The sequence below is a fragment of the Streptomyces sp. PL-25 genome, from assembly GCF_058344915.1.
Genome location: NZ_CP136997.1, coordinates 2,111,284 through 2,134,692, shown reverse-complemented (window position 1 = coordinate 2,134,692; position 23,409 = coordinate 2,111,284). Strand labels below are relative to the sequence as shown.

Genomic DNA, 23,409 nt, shown 5'->3' with positions numbered 1-23,409 from the left:
GGACGGACGTACGCCGAAGGGGCGGTGGAGCCGAGGCTCCACCGCCCCTTCGCGGTGTGCGGGTGCGGGCCCGGCCGCTACGCGTCGCCCCCGGCCGCGCCCGGGTGCGCCGCCGTCACGTCGAGCAGCTGGTAGCGGTCGATCGCCTGCTTGAGCAGCGAGCGGTCGACCTTCCCCTGGCGCGCCAGCTCGGTCAGCACCGCCACCACGACCGACTGGGCGTCGATGTGGAAGAACCGCCGGGCCGCCCCGCGGGTGTCGGCGAAGCCGAACCCGTCCGCGCCCAGCGACTGGTACGGACCGGGCACCCAGCGCGCGATCTGGTCCGGCACCGAGCGCATCCAGTCGGAGACGGCCACGAACGGCCCCTCGGCGCCGCTCAGCTTCCGCGTCACCCACGGCACCCGCTGCTCCTCCTCCGGGTGCAGCAGGTTGTGCTCCTCGCAGGCCACGGCCTCGCGGCGCAGCTCGTTCCAGGAGGTGGCCGACCAGACGTCCGCCTTGACGTTCCACTCGGAGGCGAGGATCTGCTGCGCCTCCAGTGCCCAGGGCACGCCCACGCCCGAGGCCATGATCTGCGCCGGGATCTCGCCCGCCGTGCCCGCCGAGATCCGGTGGATGCCCTTGAGGATGCCCTCGACGTCCACGTCGGCCGGTTCGGCGGGCTGGCGGATCGGCTCGTTGTAGACGGTGAGGTAGTAGAAGACGTCCTCGCCGTGCGGGTGCTGCTCGTCACCGCCGTACATCCGGCGCAGGCCGTCCTGCACGATGTGCGCGATCTCGTAGCCGTACGCCGGGTCGTAGGCCACGCACGCCGGGTTGGTGGAGGCCAGCAGCTGCGAGTGGCCGTCGGCGTGCTGGAGCCCCTCGCCGGTCAGGGTCGTACGGCCGGCGGTCGCGCCCAGCACGAAACCGCGCGCGAGCTGGTCGGCCATCTGCCAGAACTGGTCACCGGTGCGCTGGAAACCGAACATCGAGTAGAAGACGTAGACCGGGATCAGCGGCTCGCCGTGGGTGGCGTAGGCCGAGCCCGCCGCGATGGCGGAGGCGGTGCAGCCCGCCTCGGAGATGCCGTCGTGCAGCATCTGCCCGGTCGGGGACTCCTTGTAGGCGAGCAGCAGATCGCGGTCGACCGACTCGTACTGCTGGCCGAGCGGGTTGTAGATCTTCGCACTCGGGAAGAACGAGTCCATGCCGAAGGTGCGGTACTCGTCCGGTGCGATCAGCACGAACCGCTTGCCGATCTCCTTGTCCCGCATGAGGTCCTTCAGGAGCCGCACAAAGGCCATGGTGGTCGCGATGGCCTGCTGCCCCGAGCCCTTCTTCACGGACGCGTACGTCTTGTCGTCGGGCAGCGGCAGCGGCTTCGCGCGCACGATCCGGGTCGGGACATAGCCGCCGCACTGCTTGCGGCGGTCGTGCATGTACTGCATCTCCTCGGAGTCGCGCCCCGGGTGGTAGTACGGCGGCGCGCCGGACTCCAGCTCCTTGTCGGAGATCGGCAGGTGCAGCCGGTCGCGGAAGCGCTTGAGGTCGTCGACCGTCAGCTTCTTCATCTGGTGGGTGGCGTTGCGGCCCTCGAAGTTCGGGCCCAGCGTCCAGCCCTTGACCGTCTTGGCCAGGATGACGGTCGGCTGCCCCTTGTGCTCCACGGCCGCCTTGAACGCCGCGTAGATCTTGCGGTGGTCGTGACCGCCGCGGCCCAGGTGCAGGATCTGGTCGTCGGTCATGTTCTCGACCATGGCGCGCAGCCGGTGGTCGTCGCCGAAGAAGTGGTCGCGGATGTAGGCGCCGGACTCGGTAGCGTAGGTCTGGAACTGGCCGTCCGGGGTGGTGTTCATCCGGTTGACCAGGATGCCGTCGCGGTCCTGGGCGAGCAGCGGGTCCCAGGTGCGGTCCCAGATCAGCTTGATCACGTTCCAGCCGGCCCCGCGGAAGACCGACTCCAGCTCCTGGATGATCTTGCCGTTGCCGCGCACCGGGCCGTCCAGGCGCTGGAGGTTGCAGTTGACCACGAAGGTCAGGTTGTCCAGGCCCTCACGGGCGGCGATGGAGAGCTGGCCCAGCGACTCCGGCTCGTCCATCTCACCGTCGCCGAGGAAGGCCCACACGTGCGAGTCGGAGGTGTCCGCGATGCCGCGCGCCTGCATGTACCGGTTCATCCGGGCCTGGAAGATCGCCCCGATCGGGCCGAGGCCCATGGAGACGGTCGGGAACTCCCAGAAGTCCGGCATGGAGCGCGGGTGCGGGTAGCTGGACAGGGCGTGGGGCGCCTTGGACTTCTCCTGGCGGAAGCCGTCCAGGTGCTGTTCGCTCAGCCGGTCCAGCAGGTACGCGCGCGCGTAGATGCCCGGTGAGGCGTGGCCCTGGAAGAAGACCTGGTCGCCGCCGCGCCCGTCGTCCTTGCCGCGGAAGAAGTGGTTGAAGCCGACGTCGTAGAGCGAGGCGGAGGAGGCGAAGGTCGCGATGTGGCCGCCGACGCCGATCCCGGGGCGCTGGGCGCGGGAGACCATCACCGCGGCGTTCCAGCGGGTGGCGTTGAGGATCTTGCGCTCGATCTCCTCGTTGCCCGGGAAGAACGGCTCGCTCTTGGTGGGGATGGTGTTGACGTAGTCCGTGCTGCGCATCTCCGGCACGGCCACGCGCTTCTCCCGCGCGCGCTCGATCAGCCGGAGCATGAGGTAGCGGGCCCGCTCCCGGCCTCGCTCGTCGACGGCTGCGTCGAGCGAGTCGAGCCACTCCTGGGTCTCCTCGGGATCGAAGTCAGGAACCTGACTCGGAAGGCCGCCAATGATGATCGGGTTTCGATCGGATCCGGAAGCCACGCTGTTCCTTACCTGTCAGAGGGCTGACATATCTGTGACGTCTCTGGGCTCTTGCTGGGGTTTCCCCGGGGCTGTGCGGTTCTGGCCGTTCTGTTCGCTCTGTTCGCTCTGTTCCGTTCCGGGTCGTCTGTCTGTGTGTGCCTGCACCGTTCCCCATCGTGTACCTCGGGTGAGGCAAACGTCATCTTTACTCACCGGTAACAGGGGTGGTGCGGCCGCCTCTCCGGGGGGTGAAAGGGTTCCCCTTCGGATCTCGTGCCGAGCAGGGGTTCCCAAACACGCAAAAGCGGGCAGAAGGGTGTGGTGTGTGTCACCGCGGAGCGCGATACCGTGTCAGGAGTTGCGGCGACACAGCCGGGAACGTCACCGTTTCGGCGGTCCGGAGCGCCGGGTACTTGCGCGATCCGGCCCGCCCGTGTGGACTACGGCCAATGCTTCGCGCACGCGCGTGGCTGAAGACCCAATCGCAACACCATCAGGAGGCAACCCGTGAGCGCGACCGCGGACCACGCGGAGGAGCGGACTAACCCGGCCGCCAGGCTGGGATTCCAGCCCGGACAGGTGGTCCAGGAGATCGGCTACGACGACGACGTCGACCAGGAGCTCCGCGAGTCCATCGAGGAAGTCATCGGACAGGACCTCGTCGACGAGGACTACGACGACGTGGCCGACGCCGCGGTGCTGTGGTTCCGCGACGAGGACGGCGACCTGACGGACGCGCTGGTCGACGCCCTGGGGTTCCTCGACGAGGGCGGCGAGATCCTGCTCCTGACGCCGAAGACCGGCCGGGACGGATACGTCGAACCCAGCGACATCGGCGAGGCCGCGACGACGGCGGGTCTGTCGCAGACCAAGAGCGTCAGCGTGGGCAAGGACTGGAACGGCACCAGGCTGCTCACGCCGAAGGCGGCCAAGCCCAAGAAGTAGCCTCCGTCCCGCGGGCCGTGCCCGCGGGCGCCCGGCGGAGCCCCGGACGGGCCGGCGCGTGTCGGCCCGTCCGTGGGTGCGCGGTGTGCGCTGCGTAGGGTGGTCTCACCCGAACAGCCCCACCGAAGGGAAGCAGCGCGATGGCGATCCAGGTCGGCGACAAGGCACCCGACTTCGAGCTGAAGGACAACCACGGCCGCACCGTACGGCTGTCCGACTTCCGCGGCGAGAAGAACGTGGTGGTGCTCTTCTACCCGTTCGCCTTCACCGGTGTGTGCACCGGCGAGCTGTGCGCGCTGCGCGACAACCTGCCGAAGTTCGTCAACGACGACACCCAGCTGCTCGCCGTCTCCAACGACTCCATCCACACCCTGCGCGTCTTCGCCGAGCAGGAGGGCCTGGAGTACCCGCTGCTCAGCGACTTCTGGCCGCACGGCGAGACCTCGCGCGCCTACGGCGTCTTCGACGAGGGCAAGGGCTGCGCCGTGCGCGGCACCTTCATCGTCGACAAGGAGGGCGTGGTGCGCTGGACCGTCGTCAACGGCCTGCCGGACGCCCGCGACCTGAACGAGTACGTGACGGCGCTCGGCGCCCTGTGAGCCGCCCCCGCCCCCTGCCGCGGAGCCGGGAGGACCCGACACCTGGGAATCTTCGGTCACACGGCCTGCGGGGGGCGGGAACCCGTCACTAGGATCGACACGTTGATCCCATATCCGATGCACGACGGGGCTCCCCGCCCCCGGACACCAATGGAGGACTCGTGGGAGTCAGCCTCAGCAAGGGCGGCAACGTATCGCTTTCGAAGGAGGCGCCGGGCCTGACCGCGGTCCTCGTCGGCCTGGGCTGGGACGCCCGGACGACGACCGGCACCGGCTTCGACCTCGATGCCAGCGCGCTGCTGCTGAACAGCGCCGGCAAGGTCGGCAGCGACCAGAACTTCGTCTTCTTCAACAACCTCAAGAGCCCCGACGGCTCCGTGGAGCACACCGGTGACAACCTCACCGGCGAGGGCGAGGGCGACGACGAGGTGATCAAGGTCGACCTCGCGGGCGTCCCGGCCGACGTCGAGAAGATCGTCTTCCCGGTCTCCATCTACGACGCCGAGACCCGCCAGCAGTCCTTCGGCCAGGTCCGCAACGCCTACATCCGCGTGGTGAACCAGGCCGGCGGCGCGGAGATCGCCCGCTACGACCTGAGCGAGGACGCCTCCACGGAGACCGCCATGGTCTTCGGCGAGCTGTACCGGAACGGCGCGGAGTGGAAGTTCCGCGCCATCGGCCAGGGGTACGCCTCCGGCCTGCGCGGTATCGCCCAGGACTTCGGCGTCAACGTCTGAGTTCCGCACCACGCCCGACCGTCCGGCGCCGCGCGTCCCAGCGCGGCGCCGGACGCGCAGGACACCGACACAGGCACCACCCACGGGGAGGACCAGCAGCATGGGCGTCACGCTCGCCAAGGGAGGCAACGTCTCCCTGTCCAAGGCCGCACCCAACCTGACCAACGTCCTGGTCGGGCTCGGCTGGGACGCGCGCTCCACCACCGGAGCCCCCTTCGACCTGGACGCCAGCGCCCTGCTGTGCGGCGCCGGGAACCGAGTGCTGGGCGACGAGTGGTTCGTCTTCTACAACCAGCTCACCAGCCCCGACGGCTCCGTCGAGCACACCGGCGACAACCTCACCGGCGAGGGCGAGGGCGACGACGAGTCGATCCTGGTCGACCTCGCCCGGGTCCCGGACCGCTGCGAGAAGATCGTCTTCCCGGTCTCGATCCATATGGCCGACGAGCGCGGCCAGACCTTCGGACAGGTGAGCAACGCCTTCATCCGCGTGGTCAACCAGGCCGACGGCCAGGAGCTCGCGCGCTACGACCTGAGCGAGGACGCCTCCACCGAGACGGCGATGATCTTCGGCGAGCTCTACCGCTACCAGGGGGAATGGAAGTTCCGGGCCGTGGGACAGGGGTACGCCTCCGGACTGCGCGGTATCGCTCTAGACTTCGGAGTCAACGTTTCGTAAAGCCGAGTGCGGCGACGGGGGAGACCCGTACAGGCGACGGGGGAGACCCGTACTTAAGGGATTGGGTAGCCAGTGCTTCTGAAAACCTTCGGCTGGTCGTTCGCGATCACCGTGCTCGGCCTGATCGCGGCCGCGTTCTACGGGGGGTGGACCGCCTTCGGAGTCGTGGCGATCCTCGCCGTCCTGGAGATCTCGCTCTCCTTCGACAACGCGGTGGTCAACGCCGGAGTCCTGAAGAAGATGAATGCCTTCTGGCAGAAGATCTTCCTCACGGTGGGCGTGCTGATCGCGGTCTTCGGCATGCGGCTGGTGTTCCCCGTCGTCATCGTCGCCGTCACCGCCAAGATGGGCCCCATCGAGGCCGTCCGGCTGGCGTTCGACGACAAGGACCAGTACCAGCAGCTGGTCACCGACGCGCACCCGGCGATCGCCGCCTTCGGTGGCATGTTCCTGCTGATGATCTTCCTCGACTTCATCTTCGAGGACCGGGACATCCAGTGGCTGCGCTGGATCGAGCGGCCCCTGGCCAAGCTCGGCAAGGTCGACATGCTGTCGGTCTGCATCTCCCTGATCGTCCTGCTGATCACCTCCTTCACCTTCGCCACCCACGCCCACCAGCACGGCGGCGCGCACGCCGACAAGGCGCAGACCGTACTGATCGCCGGTATCGCCGGTCTGATCACGTACATGATCGTCGGCGGTCTCTCCGGGTTCTTCGAGGACCGCCTGGAGGAGGACGAGGAACGCGAGCACGAGGAGGAGGAAGAGGCCGCCCGCAGCGGCAAGCCGCGCTCGGCCGTGAAGCTGGCCGGCCAGGCCGCGTTCTTCATGTTCCTCTACCTGGAGGTCCTGGACGCGTCCTTCTCCTTCGACGGTGTCATCGGCGCCTTCGCCATCACCAACGACATCGTCCTGATGGCCCTCGGCCTCGGCATCGGCGCCATGTACGTCCGGTCCCTCACCGTCTACCTGGTCCGCCAGGGCACCCTCGACGACTACGTCTACCTGGAGCACGGCGCCCACTACGCGATCGGCGCGCTGGCCGTGATCCTCATGGTCACCATCCAGTACGAGATCAACGAGGTCATCACCGGCCTGGTCGGCGTGGTCCTGATCGCCTGGTCCTTCTGGTCCTCGGTCCGGCGCAACCGCGCGCTGGAGGCCGCGGAGGGAAAAGCGGCGGGCCCGGGGGAGAAGACTGAGGTGCAGTCCGGGGTGTGACGCCCCACCCGGTACGGGAACGCTCTGAACGGGGCGGCCGACGGGACCGCACGGCAGCCGAGCCGGGTGCGTCCGACCGGCCGCCCCGCGAGCATGTGGACGGGGGTGGACGAGCGCGGTGAAGGTGGGGGGAAGATGGGATTCTTCGACGGTCTGCGCGGCGGACGCCTGGCCGAGTTCGACTCGGGCAGCGCCGCGTCCAACGCGATCGAGCTGACCAAGCGGCACGCCCAGGTGTCGCTGACCAAACAGGGCGCGGCCACCGGCAATCTGCGCATCAACCTGAACTGGCGGATGCGCACCTCGGACTTCGGCGGCGCCGCCCGGGAGAGCCTGCTGCGCCACCCGTTCAAGGCGCTCAAGCCGCCGGAGGTGCAGGGCCACAGCCAGTCCATGGTCAACGTCGACCTCGACCTGGGCTGCCTGTACGAGCTGGCGGACGGCACCAAGGGCGTCGTCCAGCCCCTCGGCAACCTCCTGGGCGATGTGAACGGCCCGCCGTACATCAAGCTCAGCGGCGACGACCGGTTCGGCTCCGCGTCCGGCGAGACGATCTACGTCAACCTCGACCACCGCGACGACATCAAGCGGATGCTGGTCTTCGTCTACATCTACGACCAGACACCGGCCTTCGACCGCACCCACGCCGTCGTCACGCTCTACCCGAGCAACGGCCCGCGCATCGAGATCGGCCTCGACGAACGCCACCCCGAGGCCCGCTCCTGCGCGGTCGTCCTCATCGAGAACGTGAAGGGCGAACTGGTGGTGCGCCGCGAGGTCAGGTTCGTCTACGGCTTCCAGTCGGAGCTGGACCGGCTCTACGGCTGGGGGCTCCAGTGGGGCCGGGGCTACAAGTCGAAGGCGGACCGGTAGGCGAGGGCATGACCGACACCGCGGCCGGTTTCCGCGCCGCCTTCGACGCCTTCCGGGCCCTGCCGTACCCCGCTCTTCCCCGAGGGGAGGAGCTGCGCGACTGGAACTCCCGCTTGCTCGACCTCGACGGGTATGTCGCGGGGTACGCGGCACGGGTGCGCGACGGCCGGGTCGGTGCCGCCGAGGTGCCGGGGACCGGCGCGCTGCTGCTGGAGGCCGAGACGCTGCGGCGGGACCTCGACGCGCTCGGCCCGCAGGAGGGCGACGACGCGGAGCCGGTGGACGACTACCGTGCGTACCTCGGCGCGCTGGAGCGGATGGTCCGCCTGCTCGCGCTGCTCGCTGGGCCGGTGTGAGCGCGGGAGCTGCAGGTCACCGGCGTCTCAGCGGCCGATGAACTGCGGTCCCTGCGGGGGCAGCCGGAAGTCCGGGTCCGGGGCGGAACCGGCCGGCTGCGGATAGCCGTAGCCGCCCGGCGCGGCGCCCGCGGACACCGGCGCGGGCTGCTGCGGATAGCCGTAGCCGGGCTGCGGATAGCCGTAGGAGGGCTGGGCCGCCGTCGTGCGCGGCGGCTGCTGCGGCGCCGCGGTCTGCGGCGGCTGCGGGGGATAGGCGTACGTGGGCTGCTCCGGGGGCAGTGGCTGGGCCGCCGGGGCCGTGGCCGCGGCCGCGTCCGCCGCGCTGCCGTCGGCCGCCTCCGCCGCCTCGTCCACCGAGATCCCGAAGTCGGTGGCCAGCCCCTTCAGCCCGTTCGAGTAGCCCTCGCCCAGCGCCCGGAACTTCCAGCCCTCGCCGCGGCGGTACAGCTCGCCGCAGATCAGCGCGGTCTCCTGGCCGGTCTCGGGCTTGACGTCGAAGGACGCGAGCGGCTCGCCGTCGCCGGCCGCCGCGTCGTACAGCAGGATGCTCAGCGCCCGGACGCGGTCGAAGGCCACGCCGTCCGCCGAGGCGACCAGCAGGATCCGGCCGATCTCCGGCTCCACACCGGTCAGCTCGGCCTGGACGGTGTCGGTCAGGCCCTCCGCGACCCGCCGCTTGCCCAGCCGCCAGACCGTCCCGGAGGGGTGCCGGGGCTGGTTGTAGAAGACGAAGTCCTCGTCGGAGCGGACCCGCCCGCCGGGGCCGAGAAGCAGCGCCGACGCGTCGACGTCCGGCACCCCCTGGCCCGGCGTCCAGCGCACCACGGCCCGTACCGTGGCCGCTTCCACCGGGACGTTCGACCCCTTCAGCATCGCGCGCGTCATGCCGTCATCCTGCCTGCTCGGTCCTGCTCACGACAACGCGGCCCGGCAACCCCGCTACGGTGGCGGGCGCCCGTCATCAGGAGTTCACGCCCGGCGGGAACCGCCGACACCGGTATGTACGTACTATTACCGGCCACCTAATTTCCGCCGGGCGTCACCACAGGGGAGCTACATGCGTCATTTCGGGCATCTCGCCCCTGAGGCACGGCAGCGGCTCTTCCACCGGGAACCGGCCGAGTTCACCGCCGATTCCCCGGCCCGGCTGCTCTCCACCGCCCTGGGCGCCACCCTCTACAGCCCGGCCACCCGCCCGAGCCTGGCCGAGGACATCACCAAGCAGGCCGCCCGCGGGGTCGTCTCCATGGTGCTGTGCCTGGAGGACTCGATCGGCGACGCCGACGTGGCGGAGGGCGAGGCGAACCTCGTCCGGCAGTTCGCCGCGCTGGCCGTGCTCCCCGCGGGCACCGGGCTCCCGCTGCTGTTCATCCGGGTCCGCGCCGCCGGCCAGATACCCGACCTGGTGCGGCGCCTGGGCCCCTCGGTCCGGCTGCTGTCCGGATTCGTGCTGCCGAAGTTCACCGGCGAACGCGGCCTCGGCTTCCTGGAGGCCGTGCAGGCCGCCGAGGCCGACTGCGGCCGGCGGCTGTTCGCCATGCCCGTCCTGGAATCGCCCGAACTGCTCTACCGGGAGACCCGCGTGGAGACCCTGGAGGGCATCTTCCGCGCGGTCGACAAGTACCGCGACCGGGTGCTGGCGCTGCGCCTGGGCGTGACCGACTTCTGCTCCTCCTACGGACTGCGCCGGGCCCCCGACATGACGGCCTACGACGTCCAGGTCGTCGCCTCCGTCATCGCCGACGTGGTCAACATGCTGGGCCGGGCCGACGGCACCGGATTCACCGTGACCGGCCCGGTGTGGGAGTACTTCCGGGCACAGGAGCGCATGTTCAAGCCGCAGTTGCGCCAGAGCCCCTTCCTGGAGGTGCAGGCGGCGGGCCTGCGCGCGACACTGATCGAACACGCGATGGACGGGCTGCTGCGGGAGATCACCCTGGACCAGGCCAACGGGCTGCTCGGCAAGACCTGCATCCACCCCTCGCACGTCCTGCCCGTGCACGCGCTGTCCGTCGTCAGCCACGAGGAGTACAGCGACGCGGCCGACATCCTGCGCCCCGAGCGCGGCGGCGGGGGCGTGCTCAGGTCGGCGTACACGAACAAGATGAACGAGGTGAAGCCGCACCGCGCCTGGGCCGAGCGGACCCTGCTGCGCGCCGAGGTCTTCGGCGTCGCCCGGGAGGACATCGGCTTCGTGGAACTGCTCGCCGCGGGCATCCCCGCCGACCGCTGACCCCGGCCCCTCACCCCCCTCCCCTAGGAACGCATGAACAAGGCAGTGCACGACGGCATCTGGTCCGGCAGCTGGGTCGCCGAGCGGCTCGGCGTGGACCTCGTGGGCGGCGGCGAGCTCAAGGACCTGCTGGGCCTCGCGCTGCGCCGCAACCCCAAGCGGGCCCACCTGCTCGTCTCGTACGTCCTCGGCAAGCACGTACCGCAGTCGCCCGCGGTGGTCCACGGGCACGGCCTCGCCCTGGGCCGCCAGGTCCGCGCCCTGCTCGGCGAGCGCGACGCCGCCGGTGCGGTCGTCCTCGGCTACGCGGAGACCGCCACCGGACTCGGCCACTCGGTCGCCGACGGCCTGGGCCCGGTGCCGTACCTGCACTCCACCCGCAGGCCCGTGCCCGGCGTCCCCCCGGCCGGCGGCTTCGAGGAGTCCCACTCCCACGCCACCTCGCACCTGCTGCTCCCCGAGGACCCGGCGCTGCTGTCCGGCGGCGGCCCGCTGGTGCTGGTGGACGACGAGTTCTCCACCGGCAGCACCGTCCTGAACACCATCCGCGACCTGCACGCCCGCCATCCGCGCGAGCGCTACGTCGTGGTCGCCCTGGTGGACATGCGCTCACCGGCCGACACCGCGCGCCTGGACGACTTCGCCCGGAGCATCGGCGCCCGCGTCGACCTGGTCGCCGCCGCCTCCGGCACCGTCCGGCTCCCCGACGGCGTGCTGGACAAGGGCCGGGACCTGGTCGCCCGCCACGAGACGGCGGCGCCCGGCTCCGCCGCGCCGCCCGCCGGGCGCGCCCGCGGCCGGATCACCCGCGTCGGACTCGACTGGCCCGCCGGCCTCCCCGACGGCGGACGGCACGGCTTCACCCCGGCCCACCGCGCCCGCCTGGAGCGTGCCCTGCCCGGCATGGCGGCCCGGCTCGCCGCCGCGCTGCCCGCCGGCGCCCGCCGGATCCTGGTCCTCGGCTGTGAGGAGCTGATGTACACGCCGCTGCGGCTCGCCCACGAGCTGGAGCGGACCACCGGCGCCGAGGTGCGCTCCTCCACCACCACCCGCTCGCCCGTCCTCGCCGTGGACGACCCCGGCTACGCCATCCGCAGCCGCCTGGTCTTCCCCGCGCACGACGACCCGGCCGACGGACCCGGCGAGCGCTACGCCTACAACGTGGCGGGCGGCGGCTTCGACGCCGTCCTCGCCGTCGTCGACTCGGCCGCCGACACGCCCGCGCTGCACGCCCCCGACGGCCTGCTCGCCCGCCTCGCCGAGCACACCCCGCAGGTGCTGCTCGCCGTCGTCCCGGCGTACGTCCCCGCCGCCCACCCGGCTGTTCCCGCCTCCCGCCCGGAAGGTCCCCCCATGCTGCCCGAGCCCCTGCGCGGCCCCGACTTCTCCTCGTACGCGCCCGAGGAGGTCGGCTGGCTGCTCCAGGACCTCTCGGACGTGACGCTGGAGGCGCCCACGGAGGAGCGCGAGGAGGCCATCCAGCGCGGCGGCGCCCACTACGCCGAGTCGCTGCCGGTGGAGTACCAGCCCAGCGCGGAGTACCAGGAGCTGTTCCACTCCGCGCTCACCGCCTCCGCCGACCGGCTCGCGCGCGGCGTCGGCGCGGTCACCGAACTGGTCCTCGCCGAGCGCTCCCCGCGCCCCGTCCTGGTCTCGCTGGCCCGCGCGGGCACCCCCGTCGGGGTGCTGATGCGCCGCTGGGCCGCCTTCCGGCACGGCCTCGACCTGCCGCACTACGCGGTGTCGATCGTGCGCGGCCGGGGCATCGACGCCAACGCGCTGCGCTGGCTGGCCGCCCATCACGACCCGGCCGACGTCGTCTTCGTGGACGGCTGGACCGGCAAGGGCGCCATCACCCGCGAACTCGCCGAGGCCATCGGCCGGTTCGAGGAGCAGGGCGGCGCCCCGGGCTTCGACCCGGAGATCGCGGTGCTCGCCGACCCGGGCGCGTGCGTGCGCACCTACGGCACCCGGGACGACTTCCTCATCCCCTCCGCCTGCCTCAACTCCACCGTCTCCGGGCTGATATCGCGCACCGTGCTGCGCGCCGACCTGGTCGGCCCGGACGACTTCCACGGCGCGAAGTTCTACCGTGAACTGGCCGGCGCGGACCTGTCGAACGCCTTCCTCGACGCCGTCTCGGCCCGCTTCCCCGAGGCCGCCGAGACCGTGGAGGTGGCCGTCAAGGAACTGCTGGCGGGTGACCGCGCCCCGACCTGGGCGGGCTGGGCGGCCGTCGAGCGGATCAGCGAGGAGTACGGCATCCACGACGTGAACCTGGTCAAGCCGGGCGTCGGCGAGACCACCCGGGTGCTGCTGCGCCGGGTGCCGTGGAAGATCCTCGCCCGGACCGGCGCGGGCGCGGACCTGGACCACGTACGCCTGCTGGCCGGGCAGCGCGGGGTGCCGGTCGAGGAGGTGGACGGCCTGCCGTACACCTGCGTGGGGCTGATCCACCCCCGCTACACGCGCGGGGCGACCGGCGCCGACGGCAAGGCGGTGACCCGCTGATGACGGTCATGGTGGCGAGCGACCTCGACCGTACGCTCATCTACTCGGCCGGGGCGCTGGCCCTGACCATGCCGGACGCGCGCGCCCCGCGGCTGCTGTGCGTGGAGGTGCACGAGAGCAGACCGCTGTCCTATCTGACGGAGACGGCGGCCGCCCTGCTGAGCGAACTCGGCGACGCGGCCGTGTTCGTGCCCACCACCACCCGCACCCGCAAGCAGTACCTGCGCATCAGCCTGCCGGGCCCGCGGCCGGAGTACGCGATCTGCGCCAACGGCGGCCATCTACTGGTGGACGGCGTGTCCGACGCCGACTGGCACCGGCGGGTGACCGCGCGGCTGGCCGCGGAGTGCGCGCCGCTCGCCGAGGTCCGCGAGCATCTGCTGCGCAGCGCCGACCCGGTGTGGGCGCGCAAGCACCGGGTCGCCGAGGACCTGTTCGCCTATCTCGTGGTGGAGCGCGAACTGCTCCCGGAGCAGTGGGTGAAGGAGCTGGCCGGGTGGGCGGAGGGCCGCGGCTGGACGGTCTCGCTCCAGGGCCGCAAGATCTACGCCGTGCCCAAGCCGCTGACGAAGGGCGCGGCGGTGCGCGAGGTCGCCCGCCGCACCGGTGCGGAACGAGTGCTCGGGGCGGGCGACTCGCTGCTGGACGCCGATCTGCTGGAGGCCGTGGACCGCGGCTGGCGGCCGGGCCACGGCGAACTGGCGGAGAGCGGCTGGACGGCCTCCGGCATCAGCGCGCTGCCCGAGCGCGGGGTGCTGGCCGGGGAGCGCATCCTGCGCGAGTTCCTCGCGGCGGCCCGCAGGCCCGCGTAGAGCGGGTCAGCCGCAGCAGCCACCGCCGCAGCAGCCGCCCCCGCCCCCGCCGCCCGCGCCCTGGGAGCGGGGCGCGCTCGCCGAGCCGCCCACCGCGACCGTGGACAGCAGCTTGACCGTGTCGCCGTGTCCGGCCGGGCAGGTGGCCGGGTCGGCCGACTGCGCCATGGGACGGTTCAGTTCGAAGGTGTCGCCGCAGCTGCGGCAGCGGTACTCGTAACGAGGCATGCGACCAGGTTAGGCCAGGCCCCGGCGGGCGTGACGGGGGACACAATGCTGGGTGTTCCTTGTGTGTTCTGTTCTGTCCCGTTCTCCTGCGGAGAAATTGAAAAGACGGCTGATAATTTTGTATGGCCGTGCGAGCCGCGAAGCGGCTGGGAGTGAGGGGGCCGGCGGCCGCGGTTGCGGCGGCTGTGTCGACCCGCGCGAGCAACACGGGGTGCGGAGGGAGACGCAGTCGTGACCGAGGCAGGGCAGGGGGGAGACCTTCCGGAGGAAGGCCGCCCACCCCGAATACGCCGCGCCGTGCCGGACCGCGCGCAGGACCGTGCGCCGGATCCCGGGACGGACGAGACCCGCCCGCCCGTACGGGCGGACGAGACCATGCAGTTGAACGTCGGCGCGCTGCGCAGAAGGCTGCCCGCACGGCTGCGGCCGGCGGACCGCGGGACCCCCGGACCGGACGCCGGGCCCCCGAGGGCGGACCCGGGCGGCGAGGCACCGGAGCCGGTGGAGTCCGGCGAGCCGCCGCCGCAGCCCCACGAGACCATGCAACTGCGCGTCGCCCAGCTGCGGTCGGCGTCCGCGAAGGACGACGCCACCGGCGGCCGGGCCGAGCGCCGCAGCCGCCGCAAGCCGCGCCGCTCCCGTCTCCTGCCCCCGGCCGTCGCCAGGGCCGTCGCCCCCCTCGCCCGGCGCCTGGCCCCGCTGTTCGCGGTGATCGCGCCGTACGCCCGGAAGCTGAAGCCGGTCTACCCGCGCCGCGGCCGCACCGGCTGGCGCCGCTGGCTGCCCTCCTGGCGGCAGTGGATCGGCCTGGCCTTCTCCGGGATCGGCGTGACCACCCTGTTCCTGGTCGTCGCCTACGCCGCCACGGACATACCGGACAACCTCAACTCGTACGCCACCCAGCAGGACAACGTCTACTTCTGGTCCGACGGCACCCCCATGGCCCGCACCGGCTGGGTGCAGCGGCAGGCGATGCCGCTGAAGGACATCCCCGAGGACGTGCGCTGGGCGGTGCTGGCCGCCGAGAACGAGAGCTTCTACAGCGACCCGGGCATCTCCTTCAAGGGCATCACCCGCGCCCTGTGGCGCACGGTCGGCCAGGGCGACACCGAGGGCGGCTCGACCATCACCCAGCAGTACGTCAAGAACGTCTACCTGACCCAGAACCAGACCGTCAGCCGCAAGTTCACCGAGGCGATGATCGCCCTCAAGCTCGACAACAGGATGAGCAAGGACAAGATCCTGGAGGGCTATCTCAACACCAGCTGGTTCGGCCGCGGCACCTACGGCATCCAGCGCGCCTCCCAGGCGTACTACGGCAAGGACGTCAGCCGGCTCAACGCCAGCGAGGCCGCGTTCCTCGCCTCCCTGCTCAAGGGCGCCGGCCTCTACGACCCCACGCTCGGCCCGCAGAACCACGCCCGCGCCGTCAAACGCTGGAAGTGGACCCTGGACCGCATGGTGAAGATCGGCAAGCTGTCGGAGAAGGAGCGCGCCGGCTACACCACCTTCCCCGAGCCGCTCCAGCGCAACCCGCTCTCCGACACCGGCCAGCAGAGCGACTACCTGGTCGAACTGGCCTCGCAGAGCGTCAAGAACACCGCGCACCTGTCGGACAAGGACTTCGACCTGGGCGGCTACCAGATCTACACGACCTTCGACCGCAAGCGCGAGAGCGCGCTCACCGACATCGTCACCAAGGCCCGCGCGAAGGCGAAGAAGAGCGACGCGGGCGCCGCGAAGACCGCCCACTACGGCGCCGCCTCGGTGGACACCGACGGCCGGATCCTCGCCGTCTACGGCGGCCCCGACCACCGCACCCAGGGCTTCAACGAGTCCAACGCGGCGACCGTACCGGCCGGTTCGGCCTTCCAGCCGTTCGTCTACGCGGCCGGCCTCGAACACGGCGTCGTCAAGCAGCGCGACGCCCCGCGCCGGCAGATCTCCCCGGACACCGTCTACGACGGGGACGACGCCGTGCCCGTCAGCACCCCCGAGGGCCCCTACTGGGACCGCAGCGGCCGCAAGGTCGCCGCCCACAACGACGACAAGAAGTCCTACGGCAAGATCACTCTGCGCAAGGCGCTCGCCCAGTCGGTGAACACGCCGTTCATGCAGCTCGGCATGGACACCGGCCTGGACAAGGTGAAACAGACCGCCGTCGCCTCCGGACTGCTCTCCTCCAGCCTGGGCCCGCAGGTGCCCGCGCTGACCCAGGGGAACTCCCGGCCGAGCGCCATCCGCATGGCCAGCGGCTACGCCACCTTCGCCGCCGCGGGCGTACACACCGAGCCGTACTCGGTGCTGCGCATCACCCGCAACGGCGCCACCGTGCCCATGGACCGGCCGCTCAGCGGGCAGGCGGTCAGCACCCGGACCGCCCAGCGGGTGGACGACGCGCTCGCCGACGCCTTCCGCACCGCCCACCCGGACGCGGCTCCCGCCCAGGCACGGGTCACCGGCAAGCGGGGCACCACCGAGGACGACACGGCCGCCTGGTACGTGGGCAGCGCGCGCAAGGTGACCACGGCCGTCGTCGTCTACCGCATGGACCTGGCCAAGAGCCTCGAACCGCTGCCGCTGAAGGGGATCGACGAGACGATGCCCGGCGGTGTGCCGTACTCCATCTGGGAGGGTGCCATGGCGCCACTCGGCTGACCCGCGCGGCGCCCCGGTGCCGCACGGCTGACCCGCGAGCCGCCCGCTCCCCGCAGCAGACTCCCGCAGCCCACCACGCAGATTCGAGCCGCCCATGAAGCCGCCCCCCGGCCGACGCCGCAAAGCGCCCGCACGCCGCCGACCCACCCGACCGCAGTTCATCACTCTGGCCGCCTTCCTGGTCGTCGCCTCCGTGGTGGCCGGCTTCCTCGCCCTGACCCGCCCCGACTCCACCGCGCCCACCGCGTCCGACGGGGCCGGGGGGACCGCCACCAGGGGCCCCGTCCCGTCGGCCACGGCGAGCAAGGAGCCCGCCTGGGACGGCAAGGTCAAGGTGCTCGGCGACGGCTCCACTTCTTACACGGGCCCGCAGAAGGGAGAGTTCAAGCCGGTCCCGCTCAAACCGGGCGAGAAGCCGCCGCAGTTCGTGGTGTTCTCCTGGGACGGCGCCCTGGAGGGCAGCGACCACCTGTTCTCGCACTACCGGGAGCTGGCCAAGCAGTACAAGGCCCACATGACCTTCTTCCTCACCGGCATCTACCTGCTGCCCAAGGACAAGAAGACCCTCTACCACCCGCCGATGCACGAACCCGGCGACGCGGCCATCGACTACGCCACCGACGAGCACATCCGCGACACCCTCGGCCAGCTGCGCACGGCCTACCAGGAGGGCAACGAGATCGGCACCCACTTCAACGGCCACTTCTGCGGCGCCAAGGGCGGCGGCGACTGGAGCGTGGAGGAGTGGAAGAGCGAGATCGACCAGTTCTACGACTTCGTGGAGAAGTGGAAGACCAACACCGGCTTCACCGACATCCCGCCGCTGCCCTTCGACTTCCGCAAGGAGGTCACCGGCGGCCGGGCGCCCTGCCTGGAGGGCCAGCCCAACCTGCTCAAGGCGATGAAGGACTACGGCTGGCGCTACGACGCGTCCTCGCCGGGCGACTTCCAGATCTGGCCCGCCAAGAAGAACGGCATCTGGGACTTCCCGCTCCAGATGCTCCCGTACGAGGACGGCAAGTACCAGGGCCTGTCCATGGACTTCAACTTCCTCTACAACCAGTCGGCGGGCGAGACCAAGGGCGACCCCGCCAAGTACCCGCAGTGGGAGAAGCAGACCGTCGACTCCTACATGGCGGGCTTCAACCGCGCCTACTACGGCAGCCGGGCACCGCTGTTCATCGGCAACCACTTCGAGGACTGGAACGGCGGCATCTACATGAAGTCCATCGACCAGGTCATCAAGAAGGTCTGCACCAAACAGGGCGTCAAATGCGTGTCGTTCAAGGAGCTGGCGGACTGGATGGACGTGCAGAAGCCGGCGACCCTGCAAGCCCTGCGCGGACTGGATCCGGCGCAGTCGCCGGACTGGTCCACGGTGGTCAAGTGACCCGTGTAACCCCTTGGTTCCACTTGCGCACACCCTCTTCACAACCGGCGCTCGCCCCATGCGAAGATGCGTCCGCCCGGTAGGTGTACCGGCGTAGAGGGGATCATCATTGAAATCAAGAAAACTGAGCCGTAAGCGGCGTCGCGCCACCATAGTCACCGCCGCTGCCGCCTCCGTGGTCGCCGGCGTCGTGCTGGTGCCCAACTGGAGCGCGGGCGCGGCGGTCACCGACGACCCGACGGTCGACGCGGCCACCAAGGCCACCTTCCAGAAGCTGGCGGACGCGGTCTTCACCGACCGCACCGAGGCCCTGGTCGACGGCGGCAAGGGCGGCAAGCAGGGGAAGCAGGGGCACCACCAGCGGCTGTCCTCGCGCTTCTCCGGCAAGGTCCGCCTGTCCGGCACCCAGTCCAAGTACGAGGACTCCGCGCTGAGCCAGCTGCGCGGCCGCAAGGACCGGCTGGAGAAGCTGGGCGAGAAGTACAGCGCGGGCAGCACCACCGTCACGCTGAACGCCACCCAGGTCAAGGGCCGCAACGCCAAGGTCGCCGTCACCGAGAACACGACGCTGACCTATGCCAGGGTCCGGGGCAACGAGCCGAAGAACACCGGCTTCCAGGCCCACCACGAGCTGTCCTTCCAGGCCGACAAGCACGGCAACTGGCAGCTCACCAGCATCCACGACACCGACGACGGCGTGGCCGTGAACCAGCCCGCGCCGCCGCCGGCCACCAAGCCGGAGACGCCCGCCGACGACGGCAACCCGCCGGAGGCGACCCGCTCGTCCACGGCGAAGAACGCGCCGGCCAACAAGAAGAACCTGACGTCGGGCACGTACGACTACCAGGCCATGGCCGCGTACGCGCAGAAGTACTGGAGCAAGTACAACCCCGACTACCCGAGCTTCGACGGCCAGGGCGCCGGCGGCGACTGCACCAACTTCGTCAGCCAGTCCCTGAAGGCCGGCGGCTGGAAGCACGTCCCCGGTTACACGAACGACTTCCACAACTGGTTCGGCAACAACGAGATCCAGTCGGACTCGTTCGTCGGGGTCAACGAGTTCTCCTGGTTCGCCCTGTCCTCCAAGCGGGCCACCAGCCTGCCGTACGTCTACCAGATGGACGTCGGCGACGTGCTCCAGGTGGACTTCAACCGGGACGGGTCCAAGGACCACTCCATGATCGTCACCTACCGCAGCCCGCAGGGCGTGCCGTACGTGTCGTACCACTCCACCAACACCTACAACAGGTCGGTGGCGAGCCTCATCGCCTCCTACCCGAACGCCAACTACTTCGCCTATCGCACCTGAGCCGCGCGGGAGCGGGAGCCGGCCGGACGGGGCCTCGTCTCAGTGGCCGGCTCCCCGCTCCTCGCGGATCTGCGCCACCACCCGGGCGGCCGTCCGCCGGACCGTGTCGGTCTCCGTCAGGAAGTGCCAGTAGTCCGGGTGCCGTCCCTCCAGGCCCGTGATCGCCCGCTCCAGCCGGGCCACCGCGTCGTCCAGCGGGCGCGCGTGCCGCGGATCGGGCGTCGTACGCCCCGTCATCGCCAGCCGCTGCGCGTCCCGGATCGCGAACCGGGTCTTCTCGATCTCGCCCTGCGGGTCCTTCTGCACCGCGTTCAGCCGGTCCAGCCGGTCCCCGGCCGCCGAGACCGCCTCGTCGGTGGTGTTCAGCAGCGCCCGCACCGTCGACAGCAGCGCGGTCGCGTCCGGCCAGCGCTGCGCGTCCCGCGCGGCCTGCGCCTCCTTCAGCTTCGCCTCGGCCTGCCGGACGTTCTGAGCGGCCTGCTCGGGGACCTGCTGGAGGTCCTGCCAGCAGGCGATCGTGAACCGCCGCCGCAGCTCGGACAGGATCGGGTCCACCTGGCCGCTGCGGGTGGTCAGCGCCTGTGCGCGGGTGCGCAGCGACACCAGCCGGTGGTCGATCTCGGCGGCCTTCTCCGGCAGCCGCCCGGCCTCGGCGCCGATGGCCGCCGCCTCCCGCGACACCCGCTCGGCCCGCTCCAGCGTCGGCTGCACGCCGTGCTGTCCCGCGCCCTGGTTCAGCTTCGTCAACTCCGGGGCGAGCGCGGCCAGCCGGGCGGCCAGGTCGTCGGCCCGCAGGCCGGCGCCGCGCACCGCGTCCAGCGCGTTGCTGGCGGCCAGCAGTGCCTGCCGGGCGCGCTCCACGGCGGGCGCGAGCCGCGCGAGCTGGGTCTCGGCCTTGCCGAGCAGCGGCCCCAGACCGCTGCTGAAACGGTCCAGCTCGCGCTTGACGTTCAGCAGTTCGTCCTTGGCGGCGGTCAGATCGGCGCGCGCCCGGGAGGCGGCGGACGCCTCCAGGTCGTCGCGGTCCAGGTCGGTGGCGTCGACCGCCTGGATGTAGCGGCCGCTGGCCTGGTCGATGCGCTGCCCGAGCGCCTCGAAGTCGGCGACCGCGCGGCGGGCGGCCGGCGAGTCGTCGACGGCGGTGATGGTCTCCATCGAGATCCGCAGGTCGCGCTGGGCGGTGTCCAGCTCGTAGAAGGCGCTCGCCGCCGCGTCCTTGGCCGCCTGCGCCTCGGCCCGCTGGCTCTCGGCCCGGCCGCCGAACCAGCGCCGGGTGCCGCCGCCCGCGAAGGCGGCGGGCAGCGCGAGCGCGGCCAGCAGCGGCAGCGCCGCCAGGGCGAGCACGTCGACCGCGCGCCCGGCGGGTCCGGCACCCGGCCGGGCCCGCCGGGCGGGCGTGCGCGGCCGCCGCGCTGGTACCGGTGCCGTCGCCGTGGCCCGTCCCGCCGGTGTGGCCGTCACATTCCTCTCCCCGTGCCGTCGTCCGCCCCGCCTGAATCAGCGTGGGTTCATTCTCCCACCTGTACAGGACGAACACACGGGCCGGTCAGTTCGCCGTGCGCACCGTGATGCTCCCGTTGGAGGTCCGCGCGGACACCACGTGCGGGCTGGAGTCGTCCCGGGGCACCGACACATGGGTGGAACCGTGGCTGGTCTCCGTCGTCACCCGGTACCGGCCGCCGGGCAGCGCCACGGTCACCGGACCGTTGGAGGAGTGGGTGTCGACCAGGTCGGGCACGGCGCCGAGTTCGAGGTGCACGGAACCGTTGCTGGTGGTGGTGCGCACCTGGCGCGCGGCGACCTCGGCCCGCACGGAGCCGTTGGACGTGCGCAGGTCCAGCGGCCCGGTGGAGTCGGTGATGTGCACGGGCCCGTTCGAGGTGCGCACGGTCAGCGGGTCCTTGAAGCCCTGCGCCCGCACGCTGCCGTTGCCGTCCCGCACCTTCACGGCGACGCCGCGCGGCACCTCGATGCGGTGCCGGGCGTCGCAGTCGGTGACGATCCCGGAGCACTTCAGGCGCAGCACCAGCCGGTCGTTCTTCATGGACCAGGTCACATGGGGGTCGTCGCCGATCAGCACGGAGCCCTTGAACCACCGTGTGACCTGGACCGTTCCGGCCTTGACGCCGTCGGCGGAGACGATCTCCAGCGCCGAGTCGTCGGAGTCCACGGTCAGGGTGCGGCCGTGCAGGGAGAAGGAGTGCTGCTCGGGGTCCTTGTCGTCCGCCGCGGAGCCCCCGCAGGCGGTGGCCGTGGCGAGCAGGGCCACGACGACACCGGTCACGGCGGCGGCGCGGACGGGAACGGAACGGGACATGTCGGTCTCCCCCAGATGCGGAACAGCGCTCTCGGCGCTTCGTGCTGCGGTCTCCCACGACCGTAGAAGAGGAGGACCGGGCGGGGAATGCGGTTCACTGCCGGGTCGGGGGTGGGGGTAACCCCCCTACGACGGCCCCGGGCACACCGAAGGCCCAGCTCCTCGGGACACCCCGTGGTGCTGGGCCTTCGGGTTCGCGTGACACGACGTGACGTGACGCGGCCGGTGGGCGCGGACGGTTTCGAACCGCCGACATCCTGCTTGTAAGGCAGGCGCTCTACCCCTGAGCTACGCACCCGGGACGAGTGGACAGCCTACCCTGACGAGGGGACCGTCCCGCAAACCCCTTCCGGCGGGCCCGGCGGCGCGGCGCCCCGGTGACCAGCGGGCATCACCCGTCGCCCGGTCCGTCCCCGCGCGAGGAGCGCTCGTGGTCCTCGCGGGCGTGCTTGAGCCGGGTACGGGCGGCGACGGCGTCCGGGCCGCTGAAGGCCGACCAGTAGCGGTGCGTGGTGACGAACACCGCCAGTTCGTGCTCGCGGCGGCGGAGCTTCTCCACCTCGGCCTGGTCGTCGGCGGACCAGCCGGGGGACGCGGGGCGCTCCACCTTGCGCCAGCCGCCGTCGTCGCTGAATCCGTCCAGCGGCTGGACCGACCAGGGCAGCCGTTTGAGCAGGGCCGACAGCTCGGCCCGGACCTGATGCAGCTCCTCCTGGCCGGCGAGGAGGTCACTCGGGAAGTCATAGGGCGTAGCCACGCCGCAATGCTACGCCTGTTCGATTTTCGCTGGCGACTCGCGCGAGGGGGTTCATGCGTTCGATGAATCCGCCGGTCGCGGCCCGTTGTCAGACCCCTGCCCTACGGTGACGGGGATGGGATGACGAAGGACGGAAGGGGAGGGCGTCATGGGTGAGGCGGACGAGACGAAGGTACGGCTGGAGCCGTGGGGCGAGGACGACTTCTGGCTGCTGCGGCTGCACAACAGCCCGGAGATGACCGAGCACCTGGGCGGCCCGGAGAGCGAGGAGAAGCTCACCGAGCGCCACCGGCGCTATCTGCAACTGCCCGCCGGGGGGATGTACCGGGTGGTGGCGGCGGACGACGGGCGCACGGCGGGGGTGATCGGCTTCTGGGAGCGGCCCTGGCCCGAGGGGACCGTCTGGGAGACGGGATGGGCGATATCGCCCGGATTCCAGGGGCGCGGGCTCGCGGCGGCGGCCGCGCGGGCGGTCATGGGCCGCGCGCGGGCCGCCGGGCGGCACCGGTCCCTGCACGCGTACCCGCGCCTGGAGCACACCGCCTCGAACGCGGTCTGCCGCCGCGCCGGGTTCACCCTGCGCGGCACGGTCGCCTTCGAGTACCCGAAGGGCCACCCGATCACGTCGAACGACTGGTACGCCGACCTGGACGCCGAGTCCCCGGGCGGCGAATGAGGGCACCGACGGTCCCGCGGGACCGGGAGGAGACTGGAAGCATGTGCCGGAGCATCAAGACGCTGCGCCCGCCCGCCCTGCCCGAGGAGGCGACCGAGGAGGAGATCCGCGCCGCCGCCCTCCAGTACGTCCGGAAGGTCTCGGGGTTCCGCGCGCCCGCCGCGCACAACCAGGAAGTCTTCGACCGCGCGGTCGAGGCGGTCACGGCGGCGACGGCGGAGTTGCTGGCGGGACTTCAGGTGCGGGGTGGTGGTACGGCGCGACGGGCCGCCGGGTGAGGCGCGCCGCGGCTGGCGGG

General features: G+C 71.4%; 21 protein-coding genes and 1 tRNA gene. 15 read left to right on the top strand and 7 right to left on the bottom strand.

Translation table 11 applies throughout. The features are described 5' to 3' along the window. Window positions 1–77: 77 nt before the first annotated feature. A complete protein-coding gene (gene aceE, locus R4Z62_RS09505; RefSeq protein ID WP_491519552.1) occupies window positions 78–2,825 on the bottom strand; it encodes a pyruvate dehydrogenase (acetyl-transferring), homodimeric type in 2,748 nt (915 codons plus the stop codon). Between the two features lie 489 nt (window positions 2,826–3,314). Here aceE and R4Z62_RS09500 point away from each other — a divergent pair, with 489 nt between their 5' ends. The 7 genes from R4Z62_RS09500 (at window position 3,315) to R4Z62_RS09470 (ending at window position 8,217) form a co-directional block, all read left to right on the top strand. Further along, window positions 3,315–3,752, top strand: coding sequence for a DUF3052 domain-containing protein (locus tag R4Z62_RS09500; protein WP_018570624.1), 438 nt, complete (start codon window positions 3,315–3,317; stop codon window positions 3,750–3,752). Between the two features lie 140 nt (window positions 3,753–3,892). After that, complete coding sequence (locus R4Z62_RS09495; RefSeq protein WP_381743412.1) at window positions 3,893–4,351, top strand: peroxiredoxin; 459 nt, start codon at window positions 3,893–3,895, stop codon at window positions 4,349–4,351. A 161-nt stretch (window positions 4,352–4,512) separates the two neighbouring features. Next, window positions 4,513–5,088: a TerD family protein gene (locus R4Z62_RS09490; RefSeq protein WP_382846873.1), complete on the top strand. Its 576-nt coding sequence runs from the start codon at window positions 4,513–4,515 to the stop codon at window positions 5,086–5,088. A 100-nt stretch (window positions 5,089–5,188) separates the two neighbouring features. Then, on the top strand, window positions 5,189–5,767 hold the full coding sequence (locus tag R4Z62_RS09485; protein WP_018570621.1) for a TerD family protein: 579 nt from the start codon (window positions 5,189–5,191) through the stop codon (window positions 5,765–5,767). A gap of 72 nt (window positions 5,768–5,839) precedes the next feature. Then, window positions 5,840–6,988 carry a DUF475 domain-containing protein gene (locus R4Z62_RS09480; RefSeq protein WP_064532986.1) on the top strand — a complete coding sequence of 383 codons (1,149 nt, stop codon included), beginning with the start codon at window positions 5,840–5,842 and terminating at the stop codon, window positions 6,986–6,988. A gap of 135 nt (window positions 6,989–7,123) precedes the next feature. After that, window positions 7,124–7,861: a TerD family protein gene (locus tag R4Z62_RS09475; protein WP_382846875.1), complete on the top strand. Its 738-nt coding sequence runs from the start codon at window positions 7,124–7,126 to the stop codon at window positions 7,859–7,861. An 8-nt stretch (window positions 7,862–7,869) separates the two neighbouring features. Then, window positions 7,870–8,217, top strand: coding sequence for a hypothetical protein (locus R4Z62_RS09470; RefSeq protein WP_491519551.1), 348 nt, complete (start codon window positions 7,870–7,872; stop codon window positions 8,215–8,217). 27 nt (window positions 8,218–8,244) lie between these two features. Here R4Z62_RS09470 and R4Z62_RS09465 read toward each other — a convergent pair whose 3' ends face one another. Next, window positions 8,245–9,105 carry a TerD family protein gene (locus R4Z62_RS09465; protein ID WP_382846878.1) on the bottom strand — a complete coding sequence of 287 codons (861 nt, stop codon included), beginning with the start codon at window positions 9,103–9,105 and terminating at the stop codon, window positions 8,245–8,247. Between the two features lie 172 nt (window positions 9,106–9,277). Here R4Z62_RS09465 and R4Z62_RS09460 point away from each other — a divergent pair, with 172 nt between their 5' ends. Genes R4Z62_RS09460 through R4Z62_RS09450 form a run of 3 tightly spaced genes read left to right on the top strand, consistent with a single transcriptional unit; the run spans window position 9,278 to window position 13,776 of the window. Then, entirely contained in the window at window positions 9,278–10,453 is a 1,176-nt protein-coding gene (locus R4Z62_RS09460; RefSeq protein ID WP_491519550.1) for an HpcH/HpaI aldolase/citrate lyase family protein, read from the top strand. A 33-nt stretch (window positions 10,454–10,486) separates the two neighbouring features. Beyond that, window positions 10,487–12,964 (top strand): phosphoribosyltransferase, encoded by a 2,478-nt coding sequence (locus R4Z62_RS09455; protein WP_491519549.1) that lies wholly within the window; start codon window positions 10,487–10,489, stop codon window positions 12,962–12,964. Then, window positions 12,964–13,776, top strand: coding sequence for an HAD family hydrolase (locus R4Z62_RS09450; protein ID WP_491519548.1), 813 nt, complete (start codon window positions 12,964–12,966; stop codon window positions 13,774–13,776). The genes R4Z62_RS09455 and R4Z62_RS09450 overlap by 1 nt, the downstream gene beginning before the upstream one ends. 6 nt (window positions 13,777–13,782) lie before the next feature. On the opposite strand, the gene R4Z62_RS09445 is transcribed toward R4Z62_RS09450, so the two are convergent. After that, the gene (locus R4Z62_RS09445; protein WP_026252994.1) at window positions 13,783–14,004 is read right to left on the bottom strand and encodes an FmdB family zinc ribbon protein; all 222 of its coding nucleotides are present in this window, start codon (window positions 14,002–14,004) and stop codon (window positions 13,783–13,785) included. Between the two features lie 297 nt (window positions 14,005–14,301). Between R4Z62_RS09445 and R4Z62_RS09440 the strand changes: the two genes are divergently transcribed. The 3 genes from R4Z62_RS09440 (at window position 14,302) to R4Z62_RS09430 (ending at window position 19,361) form a co-directional block, all read left to right on the top strand. Continuing rightward, complete coding sequence (locus R4Z62_RS09440) at window positions 14,302–16,662, top strand: transglycosylase domain-containing protein (protein WP_491519547.1); 2,361 nt, start codon at window positions 14,302–14,304, stop codon at window positions 16,660–16,662. 94 nt (window positions 16,663–16,756) lie between these two features. Continuing rightward, on the top strand, window positions 16,757–18,052 hold the full coding sequence (locus R4Z62_RS09435; protein ID WP_355477596.1) for a polysaccharide deacetylase family protein: 1,296 nt from the start codon (window positions 16,757–16,759) through the stop codon (window positions 18,050–18,052). Window positions 18,053–18,227: 175 nt separating this feature from the next. Beyond that, window positions 18,228–19,361, top strand: a complete 1,134-nt coding sequence (locus R4Z62_RS09430) for an amidase domain-containing protein (protein ID WP_491519546.1) — start codon at window positions 18,228–18,230, stop codon at window positions 19,359–19,361. 39 nt (window positions 19,362–19,400) lie between these two features. Here the strand turns inward: R4Z62_RS09430 and R4Z62_RS09425 are convergent, their stop codons facing one another. The 4 genes from R4Z62_RS09425 to R4Z62_RS09410 all read right to left on the bottom strand — a co-directional run bounded on the left by R4Z62_RS09425 (window position 19,401) and on the right by R4Z62_RS09410 (window position 22,435). Continuing rightward, window positions 19,401–20,822, bottom strand: coding sequence for a hypothetical protein (locus tag R4Z62_RS09425; RefSeq protein ID WP_491519545.1), 1,422 nt, complete (start codon window positions 20,820–20,822; stop codon window positions 19,401–19,403). Between the two features lie 85 nt (window positions 20,823–20,907). Next, on the bottom strand, window positions 20,908–21,678 hold the full coding sequence (locus R4Z62_RS09420) for a DUF4097 family beta strand repeat-containing protein (protein ID WP_064532976.1): 771 nt from the start codon (window positions 21,676–21,678) through the stop codon (window positions 20,908–20,910). A gap of 226 nt (window positions 21,679–21,904) precedes the next feature. Further along, a tRNA-Val gene (locus R4Z62_RS09415) sits at window positions 21,905–21,976 on the bottom strand. 93 nt (window positions 21,977–22,069) lie between these two features. Continuing rightward, the gene (locus tag R4Z62_RS09410) at window positions 22,070–22,435 is read right to left on the bottom strand and encodes a DUF8825 domain-containing protein (protein ID WP_491519544.1); all 366 of its coding nucleotides are present in this window, start codon (window positions 22,433–22,435) and stop codon (window positions 22,070–22,072) included. A 148-nt stretch (window positions 22,436–22,583) separates the two neighbouring features. On the opposite strand from R4Z62_RS09410, the gene R4Z62_RS09405 reads away from it, so the two are divergent. Next, window positions 22,584–23,111, top strand: coding sequence for a GNAT family N-acetyltransferase (locus R4Z62_RS09405; protein WP_491519543.1), 528 nt, complete (start codon window positions 22,584–22,586; stop codon window positions 23,109–23,111). A 41-nt stretch (window positions 23,112–23,152) separates the two neighbouring features. Further along, window positions 23,153–23,389 carry a DUF2277 domain-containing protein gene (locus tag R4Z62_RS09400; protein WP_355477592.1) on the top strand — a complete coding sequence of 79 codons (237 nt, stop codon included), beginning with the start codon at window positions 23,153–23,155 and terminating at the stop codon, window positions 23,387–23,389. Window positions 23,390–23,409: the final 20 nt, after the last annotated feature.

Bases quoted from the DNA above. Each gene is read 5' to 3' on its own strand.
- R4Z62_RS09495 (WP_381743412.1), top strand. From the start codon at position 3,893: ATGGCGATCCAGGTCGGCGACAAGGCACCCGACTTCGAGCTGAAGGAC.
- R4Z62_RS09485 (WP_018570621.1), top strand. From the start codon at position 5,189: ATGGGCGTCACGCTCGCCAAGGGAGGCAACGTCTCCCTGTCCAAGGCC.
- R4Z62_RS09475 (WP_382846875.1), top strand. From the start codon at position 7,124: ATGGGATTCTTCGACGGTCTGCGCGGCGGACGCCTGGCCGAGTTCGAC.
- R4Z62_RS09470 (WP_491519551.1), top strand. From the start codon at position 7,870: ATGACCGACACCGCGGCCGGTTTCCGCGCCGCCTTCGACGCCTTCCGG.
- R4Z62_RS09465 (WP_382846878.1), bottom strand. From the start codon at position 9,105: ATGACGCGCGCGATGCTGAAGGGGTCGAACGTCCCGGTGGAAGCGGCC.
- R4Z62_RS09460 (WP_491519550.1), top strand. From the start codon at position 9,278: ATGCGTCATTTCGGGCATCTCGCCCCTGAGGCACGGCAGCGGCTCTTC.
- R4Z62_RS09455 (WP_491519549.1), top strand. From the start codon at position 10,487: ATGAACAAGGCAGTGCACGACGGCATCTGGTCCGGCAGCTGGGTCGCC.
- R4Z62_RS09450 (WP_491519548.1), top strand. From the start codon at position 12,964: ATGACGGTCATGGTGGCGAGCGACCTCGACCGTACGCTCATCTACTCG.
- R4Z62_RS09445 (WP_026252994.1), bottom strand. From the start codon at position 14,004: ATGCCTCGTTACGAGTACCGCTGCCGCAGCTGCGGCGACACCTTCGAA.
- R4Z62_RS09435 (WP_355477596.1), top strand. From the start codon at position 16,757: ATGAAGCCGCCCCCCGGCCGACGCCGCAAAGCGCCCGCACGCCGCCGA.
- R4Z62_RS09420 (WP_064532976.1), bottom strand. From the start codon at position 21,678: ATGTCCCGTTCCGTTCCCGTCCGCGCCGCCGCCGTGACCGGTGTCGTC.
- R4Z62_RS09405 (WP_491519543.1), top strand. From the start codon at position 22,584: ATGGGTGAGGCGGACGAGACGAAGGTACGGCTGGAGCCGTGGGGCGAG.
- R4Z62_RS09400 (WP_355477592.1), top strand. From the start codon at position 23,153: ATGTGCCGGAGCATCAAGACGCTGCGCCCGCCCGCCCTGCCCGAGGAG.